General features: G+C 40.7%; 10 protein-coding genes. 7 read left to right on the top strand and 3 right to left on the bottom strand.

The features are described 5' to 3' along the window. The first annotated feature begins 158 nt into the window (after positions 1-158). The 6 genes from BF9343_RS17235 (at position 159) to BF9343_RS17210 (ending at position 12,409) form a co-directional block, all read left to right on the top strand. Positions 159-3,605, top strand: a complete 3,447-nt coding sequence (locus BF9343_RS17235) for a SusC/RagA family TonB-linked outer membrane protein (protein WP_005798139.1) — start codon at positions 159-161, stop codon at positions 3,603-3,605. A gap of 12 nt (positions 3,606-3,617) precedes the next feature. Further along, a complete protein-coding gene (locus BF9343_RS17230) occupies positions 3,618-5,411 on the top strand; it encodes a RagB/SusD family nutrient uptake outer membrane protein (RefSeq protein ID WP_010993473.1) in 1,794 nt (597 codons plus the stop codon). Positions 5,412-5,515: 104 nt separating this feature from the next. Further along, on the top strand, positions 5,516-7,972 hold the full coding sequence (locus BF9343_RS17225) for an outer membrane protein assembly factor BamB family protein (protein WP_010993472.1): 2,457 nt from the start codon (positions 5,516-5,518) through the stop codon (positions 7,970-7,972). 13 nt (positions 7,973-7,985) lie between these two features. After that, positions 7,986-8,909: an alkaline phosphatase gene (locus BF9343_RS17220; protein ID WP_005798135.1), complete on the top strand. Its 924-nt coding sequence runs from the start codon at positions 7,986-7,988 to the stop codon at positions 8,907-8,909. A 78-nt stretch (positions 8,910-8,987) separates the two neighbouring features. Continuing rightward, positions 8,988-9,926 (top strand): endonuclease/exonuclease/phosphatase family protein, encoded by a 939-nt coding sequence (locus BF9343_RS17215; protein WP_005798133.1) that lies wholly within the window; start codon positions 8,988-8,990, stop codon positions 9,924-9,926. 611 nt (positions 9,927-10,537) lie between these two features. Beyond that, positions 10,538-12,409 carry a PCMD domain-containing protein gene (locus BF9343_RS17210; RefSeq protein ID WP_010993471.1) on the top strand — a complete coding sequence of 624 codons (1,872 nt, stop codon included), beginning with the start codon at positions 10,538-10,540 and terminating at the stop codon, positions 12,407-12,409. A gap of 517 nt (positions 12,410-12,926) precedes the next feature. Here BF9343_RS17210 and BF9343_RS17205 read toward each other — a convergent pair. The 3 genes from BF9343_RS17205 to BF9343_RS17195 all read right to left on the bottom strand — a co-directional run bounded on the left by BF9343_RS17205 (position 12,927) and on the right by BF9343_RS17195 (position 16,097). Beyond that, a complete protein-coding gene (locus BF9343_RS17205; protein WP_009292612.1) occupies positions 12,927-13,712 on the bottom strand; it encodes a porin family protein in 786 nt (261 codons plus the stop codon). A gap of 10 nt (positions 13,713-13,722) precedes the next feature. Continuing rightward, positions 13,723-14,820 (bottom strand): PCMD domain-containing protein, encoded by a 1,098-nt coding sequence (locus BF9343_RS17200; RefSeq protein WP_010993470.1) that lies wholly within the window; start codon positions 14,818-14,820, stop codon positions 13,723-13,725. A gap of 149 nt (positions 14,821-14,969) precedes the next feature. Continuing rightward, positions 14,970-16,097 carry a glycoside hydrolase family 43 protein gene (locus tag BF9343_RS17195; RefSeq protein ID WP_005790726.1) on the bottom strand — a complete coding sequence of 376 codons (1,128 nt, stop codon included), beginning with the start codon at positions 16,095-16,097 and terminating at the stop codon, positions 14,970-14,972. A gap of 175 nt (positions 16,098-16,272) precedes the next feature. Here BF9343_RS17195 and BF9343_RS17190 point away from each other — a divergent pair, with 175 nt between their 5' ends. Further along, entirely contained in the window at positions 16,273-17,559 is a 1,287-nt protein-coding gene (locus tag BF9343_RS17190; protein ID WP_010993469.1) for an L-cysteine desulfidase family protein, read from the top strand. Positions 17,560-17,578 lie beyond the last annotated feature (19 nt).

The raw sequence follows: 17,578 nt of genomic DNA, 5'->3' as shown, positions 1-17,578 counted from the left end.
AACACAAGTATTAATCTTAAAATGAATTGAAAATATGTAGAAACACACATCCAAGCAAAAAAATAGGTAAATGTTGCAGCACTTACCTATCTCTGAGTTTTTTTAATCACGTCTCTTGCAGGAGGCGCAATTATTTACTTTAAATCTTTTACAAAGATATGAATAAATTTAAATGGAGAAGCTTTTTAAGCTTTTTCTTAACAGAAAGAAACATTCGTTTAGTTAGACTAATGTCTTTTATTTTGTTTCTATTTGTTTTTCAGGGAGTTTATGCTCAGCAAACCCGCATCAATCTTCATGTGAAACAAGTTCCCCTAAAGCAAGTGCTTAAATCGATCGAATCGAAGAGTGAATACACTTTCTTCTACAATGATGCCGAAATTGACATGAACCGTAAAGTTACGGTACAAGCCAATAACGAACGTATTGATGTGATTTTATCCAAAATTCTTCCGGACTGCAAATGTGTAGTGGAGAATAGAAAGATTATTTTGGTTCCCGGTGCGGAGAAACAAAATACCCCAAATGATAATACTGCGAAAACGAAAGAGATAACCGGTACGGTTACAGACACACGAGGCGAAACGTTGATAGGTGTAAATGTAACGGTATTGGGAACTACTACCGGTGTTATCACTAATATCGATGGGAAATATTCGTTGAAGGTTCCGGCAGGTAAGTCACTTAAGTTTTCATACGTCGGCTATATCGCCCAGACTGTAAAAGTAGGTGATAAATCAGTGATAGACATTGTATTGGAAGAAAACAGTAAAGCGCTGGATGAAGTCGTGGTAGTTGGCTATGCTGTTCAGAAGAAAGTTAATCTTTCGGGTTCGGTAGCAACTGTTTCTACCAAAGCGATCGAGGACCGTCCGGTATTGAATATGGGACAAGCGCTGCAAGGTGCTGTTGCCAACCTCAATGTATCGGTCGGTGATGGTGAAGCAGATGATTCTCCTTCTTATAATATTCGTGGTACCACCTCATTGAATGGAGGTTCTCCGTTGGTTGTCATCGACGGTGTGGTCTCTACCAGTGATCAACTGAATCGTATGAATCCTGTTGATATAGCAAATATTTCTGTATTGAAGGATGCTGCGTCATCTGCTATATATGGTTCACGTGCTGCGTTTGGTGTCATCCTGGTGACAACCAAGGATGGTAGCAATGAAAAACTTACCGTCAATTATAACAATAATTTTGTATTACGTACCAATACCCGCATGCCGGAAATTATAACAGATCCTTATCTGGTGGCAACCACTCGAAATACGATGGCATATCCATGGTATAATCTTTATAACGAGGAGCAACTGGCCTATGCGAAGAAATGTTCTGAGGATCCTTCTACTTCTCCTTATTTCTTGAATCCGGATGGATCTTATACTTACTTTGGTCGGACAAACTGGGTTGACGAGGCTTACAACGATGTAGGTTTTTCAACTATCCACAACATTGATATTTCCGGAAAAACAGATCGTATTTCCTATTACTTTTCGGGAGGATACAATCGGCAGAACGGTATGTTTAAGTATGGTAATGACATTTATAACCGATATAACCTGCGTACCAAATTACAGTTTAAACTGACAGACTGGTGGAGCTTGAACAGTAATGTCAGCCTGACGACTTCCGATTATGATTATGCAAATGCCATGACCAACACTTATAAACAGATGTATCGTAAGAATCCGATGGATATGGTTAAGAATCCTGATGGAACTTGGACAGATGCCAGTGTCGGTACATTGGGAGCATTGGCCGAAGGTGGTCGTGCTACCGACTGGAAAACAAATACAAATATCAACTTGTCGACTAAGATAGATGTGATCAAAGATGTCTTTTTTGTACAAGGAACATTTGCCTTTTCAAATACAAAAACCAGAAGTAATTGGTATAATTTGCCTGTGACTTACCGTAACGGACCGGAATTACCTGTTTTGACATTTAATCCGATTTCGACCGTATCCGATGCTTCAAGCAGTAACTCCGATACGAAACATATTCTATTTGATGTATATGGTACCTTCCAAAAAACATTTGCGAAGAAGCATGCTGTCACTGCTGTTGTGGGTTTCAATCAGGAAGAGTATAAATATGATTACGTAAAAGCAAATCGTAAAGAACTGATTTCAAGTTCACTGCCTACTATTAATCTGGCTACAGGTGATATGAATATGTCCCAGAGTATAACGACCTGGGCTCTGAGAGGTGCTTTTGCGCGTTTGGGATATATTTATAACGACAAATATATTTTTGAATTCAACGGACGCTATGACGGTACTTCACGTTTCCCTAAGAATGACCGTTTTGTATTTAATCCTTCTGTTTCTTTAGGATGGGTCATCTCACGTGAAAAGTTCTTTGAGCCTTTGACCGGAGTGGTCAGTTTTCTGAAGTTGAGAGGTTCCTATGGTAGTTTAGGAAACCAGGATGTGGATGCTTATGCATATCTTGCCACGATGGGATCAGGAAAAATCAGTCAGATACTGGATAAGCAGCAACCGGTATATGTGGGAGCTCCCGGATTGGTTGCCGGTAACTTAACCTGGGAAAAGGTAACTACTACCAATCTTGCCTTGGATGCCAATTTCTTTGATAACCGTTTAAGCATAACAGGTGAGGTATATGTACGTCGTACAAAAGATATGTTAACCCCCGGAGTTACGCTTCCAAGTGTTTTGGGAACCGACGTGCCCAAACAGAATGCAGCCGATTTAAAGACGGAAGGATGGGAATTGACTGTGGGTTGGAAAGATCAGTTCAAGTTGGCCGGAAAACCGTTCTATTATGATGTAAACTTCAATCTGGCGGATAGCCGTGCTTATATTACAAAGTACGAAAATCCCAAGGGATTGCTGGGCGATTATTATGTAGGAAAAGAGATTGGTGAGATATGGGGTGTAGAAACTTTAGGGTTCTTTACTTCCGAAGAAGACATTAAGAATCATGCCGATCAGTCATGGTGTACTTCTTATCCGGGTACCCGTCCTTTGGCACCGGGTGATCTGAAGTTTAAAGATGAAAACAAGGATGGTAAAATTACTGACGGAGCATGGACTTTGGAAGACCATGGCGATTATAAAATTATAGGTAATAGCCGTGCTCGTTATACATTTGGTTTATCGGCCAATGCACAGTGGAATGGATTCGATCTCAGCTTGTTTGCCCAGGGAGTAGGTAAGAAGGATTATTATCCGGGTACCGGTGACCTCTATTTCTGGGGTATCTATGCACAGCCTTGGACCAATATCACCAAAGGTAATATGTATGACCATTGGACGGAGGAAAATCCGGATGCGTACTTCCCCCGTATGAAAGCTTATGTGGCGGAAAATACGGATAGAGAATGTGGAGTGGTACAGACCAGATATTTACAGAATGCAGCTTATATGCGTCTGAAAAACCTCACAGTAGGTTATACACTTCCTAAGGTATTGTTGAATAAGATAGGAATTGAGCGCTTGCGCATTTTCTTCTCCGGTGATAATTTGTGTGAATTTTCGGGTTTATACAAGCATTACAAAGTAGATCCGGAGAGCTTAGGTAACATTGTCTATCCTCTTCAGCGTTCTTATTCATTCGGTTTAAATGTTACATTCTAATTTAGATAAACTATGTGTTCAAAAATAAAACATATATTACTGGCTGCGTGCTGTTTCACAGGCGCAGGACTGATGACAAGTTGTAATGACGGGTTTATGGATCGCTTTCCGGAAACGAGTATTACAGAGAAAGTCTTTTTTTCTTCTCCTGCTGATTTGGAGACTTATACCAATGGCATGTACGGCTATATCGGTGCAAGCTATTCGGATACTCCTTCCGACAATATGCTTTACCCAGAAGATACCGATATTTATAAAATGATGCGCGGCGAATATCGGGCGGATAATATAGGTAAATGGAGCTGGAGCAACATTCGTACAGTCAATTTTATGTTGGCTCGGACAGGTCGTGTAGAAGGAGATCGCGGTGAGATTAATCATTATATTGGGTTGGCACGTATGTTTCGTGCACTGGTCTATTATTCAAAGGTGAAAGATTATTCGGATGTACCTTGGTATAGCCATGACCTGCAAACGACAGACATTGATTTATTGTATAAGCCGCAGGACCCCCGAACATTGGTGGTAGACTCTATTATGGCAGATCTTGACTTTGCCGTAACTCATATGAAAACGACTAAAAGCACGACTCGTATTTATCGTGATGCGGCTTTGGCTGTACAGGCACGGATTGCTTTGCATGAAGGAACGTTCCGTAAATATCATCCGGAACTGAAGCTGAATGACGGCGACCGATTCTTGAAAATAGCGGTAGAGGCATGCCAGAAGATTATGGACACAAAAAGTTACAGTTTGTCTACAACCAAAGAGAGTGGTTTACCGGCCTATCAGTCACTTTTTTGCAGTACGGATCTTACACAGAATCCGGAAATGATTCTGGTAGCTGACTACGACAAGGCGTTAGGACGTCTGCACAATGCTCAGGCTCAGTTTGACTACAACACCGGTCTTTCCCGTAGCCTGATGGAAGATTATTTAGTTGTTAAGGATGGACATACCGAGTATTTTCATCAAGTGGAAGGCTATAAAACGAAGACAGTACTTGAAGTCTTTGAAAACAGAGATCCCCGCCTGGAACAAACATTTATGAAACCGGGTGTTTTGAATGTGGGAACCACTGAACCTCATCGTACGAAATTGAACTTGGGAGGATATCCTCAGATTAAGTTCCGTCCGCTGACATTCGATCAGATTGACTGGGGAAAATCGTATACAGATTTGCCTATTATCCGTTATGCCGAGGTTTTGTTGATGTATGCAGAGGCAAAAGCCGAGCTGGGTATACTCACACAAGATGATGTCAACCAGACAATTAACCTGATCAGGCAGCGTGCAGGCATGCCGGATGCTTCGTTGGATGATTGGTTGGCTAATATTGATCCGGTACAGGATGAACGTTACTCCAATGTACAGTCAGCACAGAAAGGTGCTGTTTTGGAAGTGCGCCGTGAACGGAGAATCGAGTTGGCATGCGAAGGGTTCAGATATGGCGATTTGATGCGTTGGGGATGTGGAAAGTTGTTTGAAGCAGCTCCCGAAGGAGCTTATATTCCGGGGATGGGATACTATGATGTGACAGGTGACGGTCAACCGGATGTCGCTATAGTAGAAAAGAAAGCAGATATAGATAAAATTCCCGAAGAAGACAAGCAAAAGTATAAACTGACAGTTTATGCTTTGGAAGGTAATACCATCGGACTTACCGAAGGAACAAAAGGCTATATCTATTTGGTTGCCCAACATAATAAGTATACTTTTGTATCTCCAAAATATTATTACTATCCGGTAGCTACCAAAGATATAACTGTTAACGAGAACCTCTATCAGAATCCATTCTGGGAATAGGTTTATCTTAATCAGAAAACAGGAAGGGCTGCTTCGGCAGTAATGAAGGGGCCCTCTTGTTTTCGTTAAGTGACAAGGGCAATTAATATGATAAATTAATAAATATGTTGAAATTATTTATAAGCATGGCTGCTTTATTCCTGGGAGTCGGTAGCTCTGTGTTCGCACAAATAGAAGGAAAAGTTTATATCGATGCGAACGGTAATGGCATTTGTGATGCGGGAGAGAGGGGGCTAAAAGGAGTCTGCGTACAAGATGGTCTCAATGTGGTGAAAACCACAGATGATGGTCATTTCATACTTCCGGGACATAAAGATACACGTTTTGTAACTTTGACTGTTCCCGATGGGTATCAGGCATCAACCTCCCATTACCTATCTTTTGACGGAACCGGAAAAAAGTATGAATTGGGTATCTGCAAGACCTCGGTAAATACCGGGAATGGATATTCGTTTGTACAAATTACAGATACGGAAACTTCTCTATACGGTGATTGGATCGATAACTTGAAAGAGTACGTGAAAACCAATCCGACTGCTTTTATTATCCATACCGGTGATATTTGTTATGAAGCTCATCAGGATTTTCATGGACGTTATCTTCGTTCCGTAGATTTGGGAATTCCGACCTACTATTGTGTGGGGAATCATGATCTGCGTGCCGGAAAATACGGTGAAGAGTTGTGGCAAAGTCATTTTGGTCCTTCATGGTATTCGTTTGATGTCGGTAATGTACATTATGTAGTAACTCCGATGCTGGGTGGTGATCATGCACCTTCGTACAGGCGTTCCGACATCATCCGTTGGCTGAAGAATGATCTTGCACAAACGGATAAAGGGAAAAGAATTGTTTTATTTAATCACGACTTATGGTTTTGGGGAGACGATTTGCTCTTCAAAGATAAAAATGGCGAACAGATAGACTTTGCTGATTACAATCTGGATGCCATGATTTACGGACACTGGCACAATCATTATTATAAGCAGTTGAAGTCAGGACTTCATACTTACTGCTCATCCACTCCGGACAAAGGAGGAATAGACCATGGAACTTCTTGTTTCAGAATTTACAATGCTGATACCAAAGGTAAATTAAGTTCAGCAACTCGTTATACTTATATAGACGGAATATTGACTTCTGCCTATCCGGCGGAAGGTGAAACTGTTTCAGTTCCTGACGGAAAAATGACGGTCCGGATCAATGCTTACCGTACTATATCGGATGCGAAGAAGGTGACAGCTTCTGTTGAACGAAACGGAAGGCTTGTATCGACTGTGACGCTTATGCCTGAAACAGACTGGGGATGGAGCGGGGCGGTCCGGGTATCCGGCGGTAAGCAACGCCTGTTGGTGACTGCTGAGTTTGAAGATGGAACTCGTTTGACGAAGAGAGTAGACTATACTGTAACTAAGCAGCCGCTATCGGTCATTGCGACATCTGATGTCTGGGCAGGGCTTCGTGGAAATGCCGCACACAACCAACTGGTGAATGACAGTGTATCTTTACCCTTGCAAACCAACTGGATTCAGAATGTCGGCAGCAACATTTACATGTGCTCGCCGATTGTTGCGCAGAACAAAGTCTTTATCGGAACCATTGATGATGACAAAGCGAAGAAATGCTATGTAAAAGCCTATGATGCGACCACAGGACATCTTTGCTGGACCTTTGTCACTTCCAATTCGATAAAGAATACCATTGCCTATGAAGATGGCCGTATATTCGCTTCGGATGCTTCGGGAATGCTTTATGCCATAGATGCTGAAAAAGGAACAGCTTGCTGGCAAACGCAATTGCCGGTTTCTTTGCTGCCGCTTCTCGACGAAGGATTGGCCGTAGCCGATGGTGTGGTATATGCCGGACATGCAAAAGGTACTTGTGCTGTGCAGGCTGTCGACGGAAAAATTTTATGGCAGAATAAAGCCTGGGACGGAGGCGAGGGAACCACTTCCACTTTTACCGTGGGTGCGGGAGTGTTAGTTGCATCGGCCCATTGGAACGGGCTTTTCGGACATGACATCAGTAATGGTGCTTTGTTGTGGAAGAAGCGTGATAGTAAGATTCGTTTTCGAGACGGATCAGCTACTTTCTATGATGGTAATTTCTATTTAGCTTCATGTGAGAATCTGTATGTAATCAATCCCCGTTCGGGAGATATTCTGAAAATGGCAGAAACTTCTTATGAATTTAATTCGGCTTGCGCTCCGCTTGTGACGGATAAATATCTGATTGTTTCTACTTCCAATAAAGGTGTGGTCGCTTTTGACCGCCTCACTTTTAAGGAAGTCTGGAATTATCGTACCGGGACAAGTCTTTTCTATACCGTTCCGTATTCACATAATCAGGAATGTACGGTCGAGGTTTCGCCTGTCCTTGTAGGTTCGGCTGTTCTCTTTGGCGCCAGCGATGGATATTTGCATGCCGTTGACCTGAATACGGGGGCTTATCGCGGTAAGCGGGCCTTGGGAGCACCTGTATTCTCAAGCGTGGCAGTTAGTGGTAACTGTCTGTTTGTTGCCGATTTTGGCGGCAATATTTATAATTTTAAGTTACACAATTAAATGTATATACAAAATGAAAAAGATATCTATACTATTTATATTTTCCTTGATTCTTGGTTTATTTGTCAGTGAAGTAAGCGCGGCCGGCCCACGTTTGAAGAAACGTCCCAAGCATGTGGTATTGGTTGCTTTTGACGGATTGAGTGCTGTTGCTATCCGTAATCATCCCATGCCCAATTTCAATCGGTTGATGAAAGAAGGAGCTTCTACATTGAATAACCGTTCTATCCTCCCTTCATCGAGTGCTCCTAACTGGGCTTCCATGTTTACCGGAGTAGGACCGGAACTTCACGGTTACACTACTTGGGGAAGCAAAACGCCGGAAATTCCTCCTTTTATCACCAACCAATATGGCCGTTTTCCGGGACTGTACGGATTGTTGCGCGATACACATCCTAAAGCGGAACTCGGTTATATTTACGAATGGGATGGCATGAAGTATTTAGTCGATTCGCTTGCCATCAATCATTTCGTACATGCTCCACAGACAAAAGATCATCCCAAGGGAGCGACACAATTCGCCGTCAATTATCTGAAAGAGAAAAAGCCGATGTATTGTGCTGTTATATTTGAATATCCTGATCATACCGGACATACCTATAAATGGGAATCTAAAGAGTATTATGAAAAGTTAGATGAATTGGATGGGTATTTAGGTGAAATAGTAGCAGCTATTGAAGAAGCCGGTATGATGGACGAAACAGTGATTATTTTGACTGCAGACCATGGTGGCATCGGTACCAATCATGGAGGAAAAACGCTCAATGAAATGGAGACTCCACTTGTCTTTTATGGAAAGGGTGTGAAAAAGAATTATAAGATTACTGAAAGCACGATGGTTATTGACGTACCTGCCACAGAAGCCTGGTTGTTGGGCGTAGAGCCTCACGAAGCTTGGTTGGGCAATCCGGTAACAACTGCATTTTTTACTAAATAATTAATTCTTTTTGTGGAGGTGTGACAGGAGGTAACTTCTGTCATATCTCCATGTATTATTTTCAATAATAGAATAGGTATGAATAAGTTTATATATATTTTTGTTGCTATTGTTGCAATAAGCTTTGCTTCCTGTACGCAAGAACGTGCAAAAGAGAAAGAATTAAAAGTTTTGTCATGGAATGTATGGCATGCGGGACATGCTAAAAATTATCCTGAAAAAGGATGTGAAGGTACTATCGGGATTCTGAGAAAGAGTCAGGCCGATGTTATTTTGATGATTGAGACTTATGGTGCGGCTCCAATGGTTGCAGACTCTTTGGGATATGATTATGTATTGTTATCGGACAATCTGTGTATTTATAGCCGCTATCCGATTAAAAAAACATATCTTTTCCCTGACTCCATTTCTACATTCAATTTTGGAGGAGTCGAAATAGACATGGATGGCACACCGGTCCGTTTATTCGATACCTGGTTGCATTATTTACCTGATATGCGCTTGGTACCTACCGAACAATCGGAAACAGATATTCTCGCATGGGATGATGCCGGTACCCGGGATAATGAAATACGCCGTATACTCTCTGTCTTGCAGCCGATGATTCGTCAGACTGACAGTATTCCCATGATTATGGGTGGAGATTTCAATGTGCATTCCCATCTTGATTGGACTGATGCAACGAAAGACATGTATCATCATGGTGGTGCAGTTGTGGAGTGGACTGTATCTAAAGAGATGCAAAATGCAGGTTTCAAAGACAGCTTCCGCGAAATACATCCCGAACCGGAAAAAAATATAGGGACTACATGGATCTATGATAATGAAGATAAACCACTCCGATCCGACCGTATTGATTTTATCTATTACCAAGGCAAGACCATTCGTGCAATTACCTCCGAATCTTATAATCAGGAGTTGACCAAGCCTTTGAAATTTATGGGAGAGGAGTTCTTTTATCCTTCCGATCACGGCTTTGTGATGACTACTTTTAAGATATCACCATTAGAAAAATAGTGCCGGACTGTTTCATATTGAGTTTGTATGAATATTAGATATGTATGTTCTGCATTACTTGTGCAACGGCAGACCTTCATGAGCTGGCCGGTGTAAATTCATTCACAGTCCTAAGTATCCTGAGATTGTCAAAAAGATTGGTGAGATTATGAGACAAGAGCATACGGTCCCGGTATACCTCGCATTTCGGGTGAAAGTATTGGACGAAATATACTGATTCTTAAAAAATAGGATAATCGGTAGCAGTAATTAAAAACGCATATATACAATTATATTATTATGTGTGAAAGCAGATGAAGGGTAAGAGATCTTTTTTGATAGATAGGATCTCCTACCCTTGTTTTCGTATAATCAGTGTAATATAAGTAATTAGCAGGAGAAAACAATTCTATCATTATCTTATTAAAGATGATGATGGAGATATATTATATTTGCTCGATTCGAATCATAGATTAATTTTTTTTTAATACGATTTCGCTCGATAACCAACTTAATCTTAAATTTAGAACATAAAATACGTAAGATAGACCTTGTTTGGATGGAAATAAAGCTGTTACTTTGCTCCGTTTTAGAATGAAAATTAAAAATTACTAACTAAACGTGATTAATTTATGAAGAAAAATTTATTGTATTTATCTTGCGCTCTTATGTGCATGTTAGGCTTTTTATCATCTTGTAAGGATGATGAGAAGGAAATTCCTCCTGTGGTAGAAGATGTAGTAGCTCAATATACTGGTGATAAGGTAAAGGTTACATTAGGTGGAGAGGCAGTATCGGGTGATGCACAAATTGACTTGGTACAACAGGATGATAAATCGCTTACTATAAAGTTGCTGAATATAATTCCGGATGTAAAGGAGTTTTCTATACCCAATGCAGAATTTGAAGCAACTACTCGTAGTGCATATATTAGTAAGTTGAGTGGAAAAGTATCTAATGCAGTAGTTGGTTATGATGTTACTTTTGAAGGAGTGGTAGATGAAGGTGTACTGACTGCAAGTATTACAGCTACTGAAATTAAAGGTGACAGCATTAATGCGAAGAAAGCGGGACTTACTGGAAAAACTTTCAAAGGCAAGATGACCATTAATGTGTCTAATATTCCGACTCCTATTGAGATGGAACAGAGGGTTTATACTTCTGTAGTAAGTAAAGATACCTCTGCTATTAAGTTGAAAATTAATGATTTCGCATTCCAGGGATTGAAATTAGGTGATATCTCATTAGATACTGTTGCTGTACGTCATAGAGGTGAACAAGATGGTAAACCGATCTATGGTTTTAAGACAAAGAGTCAGGAAATGACATTGGAAGCTGTTGGCAAAGTATTGATTGATGCAAATGGTACTATTATTGGTGAGAAAATGGAGCTGAGCCTGAATGTAAATGCTGTTACTGCCGGATTGACTGTAGGGGTAGACTTCAGTGGTAATATAGTAGAAGAATCAACAGATACGAAGGCAACGATTACTGTAACAGGTGATGCTGTTGCAGAAGGAGTTACAGTATCTGGAAATACTTATACCTTTAAAGTTTGGGAATCGACTCCGGATGATCAATTAGTGTTTATTCCTAAAATCGAAATTCCTGCTACCGCAGTCTTGGATTCTATTATTATTTATGATAATAGAAATAAGAAAGTTAGTGCAGTGGAACCCAATACAGCTATTGATTTTTCTCAATTGAAGGAAAATTATTATGTAGGTTATCATGTAACTCCGGAAGATATTCGTTATCCGTCAAAGAAAATGTTGAAAATGGTTCGTATTGCAGAATTGAATCCTGTGTACGATATGGCAACTTGGGTTGCTGACGGTGATTTTGAAAAACCTAATGGTCTGACTACATCTAATTTAGCAGCTGCTTTCTTCCCTATGTTTGGGATAGATGTACCAACTCCTGTGGTAAAAGCAAGTGATAACGCTGCTGAAATTACTACTTCTCGTACAGTAAGTGCTACATTACCAAGTACTTTGGTTCCGGGAGTAACTGCTGGAACGATGTTCTTGGGAGAATTTAAGGTTGATATCACTAACACGCTGAAGAGTACTCATTTTGGTGTGCCTTACCGTGTGAAACCTGTCAATTTCAAGATTACTTATAAGTATACTCCGGGAACAACATTTTATAAAACCGTAGTGAAGAATAATGCGAATGATACAGAGGTTGTGCCTAATGAAAAAGATGAATGTTCGATCAATGCTTATCTTTATGAAGTAGACTCGTATGCTGAGACTTTGGATGGTACAAATATTAATACTTCTAATAAAGTGATTATGAAAGCTGTACTGGAAGATGGTTCCGCTAAAGCTGATTATGTGACTTTAACCATTCCTTTTAAAGAAACAGGAAATGGAAGTTTTGATCCTACTAAGAAGAAGTATAAGTTAGCTATCGTTTGTTCTTCAAGTAAAAAAGGAGATCAGTTTATGGGAGCTGATGGAAGTAAATTATGGGTGAAGTATTTGGAAGTAACCCGTTGATTTAACTACGATCAGAATTAAAAATATAATTTGTAAGTCGATGAATAAAAAGGGCCGCACAAGAAATTGGGTGGCCCTTCTTGTTTTGTCATTACTTGAATTTGAGTTTTATTTAGCAATAGTAAACTATGATATTTTTTTCTATTAATCTTAATGCGAGATATGGACAGGCAGATGATTAAAGAGATACATTGACAAAATGAATCGCGAGACTCTGTTTTCTAATGTATTTCAGTAGCAGAACTAAGTCTTAAATTACTTCGTGTGTAAAACTATAAGTATGATTCTGTCATGGGGTGGAGATGGTATGCTTTTTCGATATTGCTGACTAATGATAATCTAGAGGAGTGGGTAAACCTAAGGATAGCGTATCTGATTGTGAATTTATTGTATATGAAATCACTACAGTAGTTGCAGAAGGTCCGAGAACAAAAGTAGGAGGAAAACTTTTTGACTGTTATCCTCCTACTCGATAATTTGCGGAAAATGATTAAATTATTTTCAGTATTCTATTTTTTTAGAATGCATAGCCAAATCCTGCATTCAAATATATCGGATACATATTGAATGTTATTGTTTTAAATTCCTTTTTGAAAATATCGTTCAAGCCCCATTCTAAATCGGCATGTACTGTCAAGTGTTTGAAGGCTTTCCATTCTGCTCCGGCTTGCATGCCCCATTGGAAACTTCGTAAGTCCTTTGAAAAATCATAAGGGGCTGTATTTCCATCTTTAAATTCCACTTTAGTACCAGTGGGATCACCTTTTCTTAAATAACCATCGGATACATATCCATTGAAATCACCGCTGGTCATGAATGACACATAGGGTCCGGCACTTAGTCTGACACGGGGACTTAACTGATAAGCTGCTAAGATTGGAATTGAGAAATAGGAGGCTTTAAATTTAGTTTTTACTTTTCCTGTCCAGTTCCCGGCCAAATGTTCGCCACCATCACCAATGATTTCCATCCCGTAATTTTTTACACGAGCTTTGGTTTCCATCCCTTTGTTCTCTAAGCGGAGTCCTAAAATCATTCCCCACTTTTTATCTTTATCAAACCATTTGGTGACATTACCTTCGATTGCGAAACAGACATTCGGACTATATCCAGTGATAGCTCTGATCTCTTGTGGCAAAGGTAAGGGAGATGTTCCTCCGATATTAAATCCTGCTTTCACTCCATACTCCAGTCCGTGCAATGATGACCAAATGATGCCGTGATTTCTTTCTTCTTGCGCCTGTACTTTAGCAAGTGTGCTTGCTAAAGTGAGAAGACAAATAAATAATATACTTTTTTTCATTGTTACTTTCCTATTTAATATCCCTATAACTTAGTTCAACTTCATCAATGTATAGTGTGCTACCGGCTGCACCTTCAAATAAGTCACCTTTGATACTTGAAGAGAATACGATTGCAACATTGTATTTTCCATCTTCCAATTTCTGTGAATCAACGGTTTTACCCGGTAGTGTGATAAAGGGTAAATTAAATTCGGTCCATTGTTCTGTCTCTTTAGCATTTGAAATTCGTGCTATTGAAATAAGATTAGGGCTGGTAAATACATTCGTTCCATCCAGAGACTTTACTTTATCGTCTGTTTCATAAAATACGGCATATATGTCACAAATATCTTTTCTTCCGGATACAGGTTCTCCTTTTACGGTGAATACTTCTCCTGCTTTGTATTTGTAATACCCCTTGAACGAAGTAGGAATGTGCGTAAAAGGAACGCCAAATTTGGTCGCTCTTAATACATTTCCAATATCCAGAGTGAAACTTCCCATAAATAGGTTACCTGCGGCAATGTACATTTTGAGTAAAGCTCCTAATGATCCCGTGTCTTTAGTTGTTAATTTCACACAATTACCTTGTACACCGTCAGGGGCCGGGCTGGTGGGGTATTCTTCCGGCTTGGCTTGTACTCCTGTATAGTTGAAACCTTCATTGGCGTTTGCCCAATTCAGTATATTGCCTATTGCATCAGATTCTTGGAAATTGTAATATAGAATATTACCTTTTTTATCTTTTACTGGCAAAGCATTCTCAAAATGATAACTAGTTGGTATACCAGAGAATAGGGCTGTTACCTCATATTCTTTTTTCCATTTTCCATCTTCGGAAGTAACCACATATTTTTGTGGTGTGGAGAAGTCGCGTACAACCCCACTTTCCGGATTAATGGTAGCGCCGGGAGTGAGTGTAAATTCCGGAGCAAGTTTACTGATATTCGTTCCTTTTTTTAGTGGCAAGGTTATTTGGTCATTTCCGATAATCGGATCTCGATTGAGCACATCACCCGGTACTGTACAAGTCTCAATGTCTGCTTCTGCATTAGGTGCTTCGTCTTGTATGCAAGAAACCATTATAAAGCCCAGAAAGAAACAGGCTATCAGATTCTTTAATTTCATTCGATTCTGTTTTTGATTAATAATCCTTTTAGTTTAGTTGATTTTTTGTAAACTTGGCTGCAAAGTTAAGTTTCTTTTTTGAAAAGATACATTTGAATGCCTACAATACAACATTTTATAACGGTCATAATGTTCAGAATGGTATGTTTTTAGTCTAAAGTCCATGAATCTTTCCATTCGATAATCGGTTTGGGACCTTCAAAATGGATGGGAAGCCAGATGTAGCGTCCGTCAATAGCGTTTTGCGGAGTCCAGCGGTCACCCATGTATATAAACTGATTTTTCTTACCTTGTACCGGTAGGATATAAGTGCTTTGAGAATGAAAAGTAAGGTCTGCATCCTGACCTATACAAGGATTTCCTAACTCTTTCCATTCTCCCCAAATGGAAGAAGCTATGGCAGAGCGTGCGGCATTGGGATTCCATCCGCTACAGCCGGACATAATAAGGTAATAGTTACCATCTTTCTTGAACATGGCCGGAGCTTCCATGAACCGGTTAATAAAGACCCGGATATATTTGCCTGTATAGCCTGTATAGGTCGGATCCAGTTCGGCAATGTGCAACGTACTATTCTCTTCGGAGGAGTAGATGTGGTAAGCTTTACCGTCATCATCGACAAACAGATTCATATCACGCGCCATTTGCCCCTGCTCCATGTCGCGGCCCAATATGTTGAGGCTGTCCGGATGGGCAGGAAGACTACCTCCGGTGCATTGACGTTCTTCTTCTGCAGAAGGTCTGCGGGTGGTTTTATGAATGGGCAGTACGTTGATGGGCCATGAACCGGCATTGGGACGGACAGCTTTTAGAAAGGTGTAAGGGCCTGTAACCCGGTCGCTAAGGGCAATTCCGCTTAGTGCTCCCGAATATCCTGCACCTTTGGGTTCAAGATGAAACCACATGACATATTTCTTAGTGAGAGGGTTGTATATAACTTTAGGACGTTCGAGAATACACCCTTTAGAAATGGGATGTCCGGGATCATTTTCTATCACTGATAGTGCAATGCCACAGTCTTTCCAATGATATAAGTCATCGGACGAGTAGCAATGCACCCCTACATTGGCTAAATTTCCGGCTTCACCTTCTGTTTTGTGTTCGCCAAACCAATAATAGGTTCCGTTTTCATATAAAATGCCTCCGCCATGCGCATTGATATGTACCTGGTGATTATCGGGCCATATCTCTCCGGGAGTGAAAGATTGTCCTTGGGCTGTTTGTGAGAAAAGAAAGCATAACAGAAACAGGGCTTTTAGTATAAATCCTTTATTCATTACTCTTTTTTATTAAGTATTTGTAATTGAGAGGCAAAGATACATGATAATTATTAAATAACCAGAGGATAGAGTGTAAAACCATTCACTCATCCGGATAGGATATTCTTTGGTTAAATGGATGGTTTATAAGAGTATATTTCCTACTTTTGTGCAAAATATAAACCTTGGACAGATGACTGAATCAGAAAGAAAACAGATAATCGCTTTAATACAGCGGGAGGTGATTCCTGCTATCGGATGTACAGAGCCGATTGCAGTTGCATTGTGTGTAGCAAAAGCTACAGAGACTTTGGGGGCCAAACCGGAGAAAATAAAGGTATTGTTGAGTGCTAATATCTTGAAAAATGCAATGGGAGTAGGAATCCCCGGTACGGGAATGATCGGGCTGCCCATCGCTGTGGCTTTGGGTGCGTTGATCGGGAAGTCCGATTATCAGCTCGAGGTGCTGAAAGACAGTACTCCGGAAGCTGTAGAAGAGGGAAAGAAACTGATTGATGAAAAGCGTATCTGTATTTCGTTGAAGGAAGACATTACGGAGAAACTTTATATAGAGGTGACGTGCGAAGCCGGTGGTGAACAGGCGACGGCTATCATTTCCGGTGGGCATACCACCTTTGTTTACGTGGCAAAGGGAGATGAAGTACTGTTGAATAAACAGCAGACTTCCGGGGAGGAAGAGAAAGAAGAGACTCTGGAACTTACTTTACGGAAGGTGTATGATTTTGCGTTGACTGCTCCGTTGGATGAAATCCGCTTTATTCTTGAGACGGCACGGCTTAATAAAAAAGCGGCAGAACAGTCTTTTCAGGGTGATTACGGACATGCGTTGGGTAAGATGCTTCGGGGCACTTATGAACATAAAATTATGGGGGATAGCGTTTTCTCACATATTCTTTCGTATACGTCGGCAGCATGTGATGCCCGTATGGCGGGAGCCATGATTCCTGTTATGAGTAATTCGGGCAGTGGTAACCAGGGGATTTCTGCGACTTTGCCCGTAGTGGTATATGCCGAAGAAAACGGAAAGTCGGAAGAAGAATTAATTCGTGCTTTGATGATGAGTCATTTGACTGTGATTTATATTAAGCAGAGTCTGGGACGCCTATCCGCCCTCTGTGGCTGTGTAGTGGCGGCAACCGGGTCGAGTTGTGGCATTACTTGGTTGATGGGAGGCTCTTATAAGCAGGTGGCTTTTGCCGTTCAAAACATGATAGCCAATCTGACCGGAATGATTTGTGACGGAGCTAAACCCAGTTGTGCTCTGAAGGTGACGACAGGAGTGTCGACAGCTGTGTTGTCGGCGGTAATGGCAATGGAGAATCGTTGTGTTACTTCGGTCGAGGGGATTATTGACGAGGATGTCGATCAAAGCATCCGAAATCTGACGCGGATTGGATCACAGGGTATGAATGAAACAGACAGGGTGGTGCTCGACATCATGACACATAAAGGGTGCTAATGTTAAACTATATGTTAAA

The organism is Bacteroides fragilis NCTC 9343, assembly GCF_000025985.1.
GTDB classification, from domain to species: Bacteria; Bacteroidota; Bacteroidia; order Bacteroidales; family Bacteroidaceae; genus Bacteroides; species Bacteroides fragilis.
The sequence above is the reverse complement of the archived record's forward strand: the minus strand, read 5'-3'. Positions and strand labels throughout refer to the sequence as shown.

Excerpts from the sequence above, each read along its gene's own strand:
- BF9343_RS17235 (WP_005798139.1), top strand. The coding sequence starts at position 159 with ATGAATAAATTTAAATGGAGAAGCTTTTTAAGCTTTTTCTTAACAGAA.
- BF9343_RS17230 (WP_010993473.1), top strand. The coding sequence starts at position 3,618 with ATGTGTTCAAAAATAAAACATATATTACTGGCTGCGTGCTGTTTCACA.
- BF9343_RS17225 (WP_010993472.1), top strand. The coding sequence starts at position 5,516 with ATGTTGAAATTATTTATAAGCATGGCTGCTTTATTCCTGGGAGTCGGT.
- BF9343_RS17220 (WP_005798135.1), top strand. The coding sequence starts at position 7,986 with ATGAAAAAGATATCTATACTATTTATATTTTCCTTGATTCTTGGTTTA.
- BF9343_RS17215 (WP_005798133.1), top strand. The coding sequence starts at position 8,988 with ATGAATAAGTTTATATATATTTTTGTTGCTATTGTTGCAATAAGCTTT.
- BF9343_RS17210 (WP_010993471.1), top strand. The coding sequence starts at position 10,538 with ATGAAGAAAAATTTATTGTATTTATCTTGCGCTCTTATGTGCATGTTA.
- BF9343_RS17205 (WP_009292612.1), bottom strand. The coding sequence starts at position 13,712 with ATGAAAAAAAGTATATTATTTATTTGTCTTCTCACTTTAGCAAGCACA.
- BF9343_RS17200 (WP_010993470.1), bottom strand. The coding sequence starts at position 14,820 with ATGAAATTAAAGAATCTGATAGCCTGTTTCTTTCTGGGCTTTATAATG.
- BF9343_RS17195 (WP_005790726.1), bottom strand. The coding sequence starts at position 16,097 with ATGAATAAAGGATTTATACTAAAAGCCCTGTTTCTGTTATGCTTTCTT.
- BF9343_RS17190 (WP_010993469.1), top strand. The coding sequence starts at position 16,273 with ATGACTGAATCAGAAAGAAAACAGATAATCGCTTTAATACAGCGGGAG.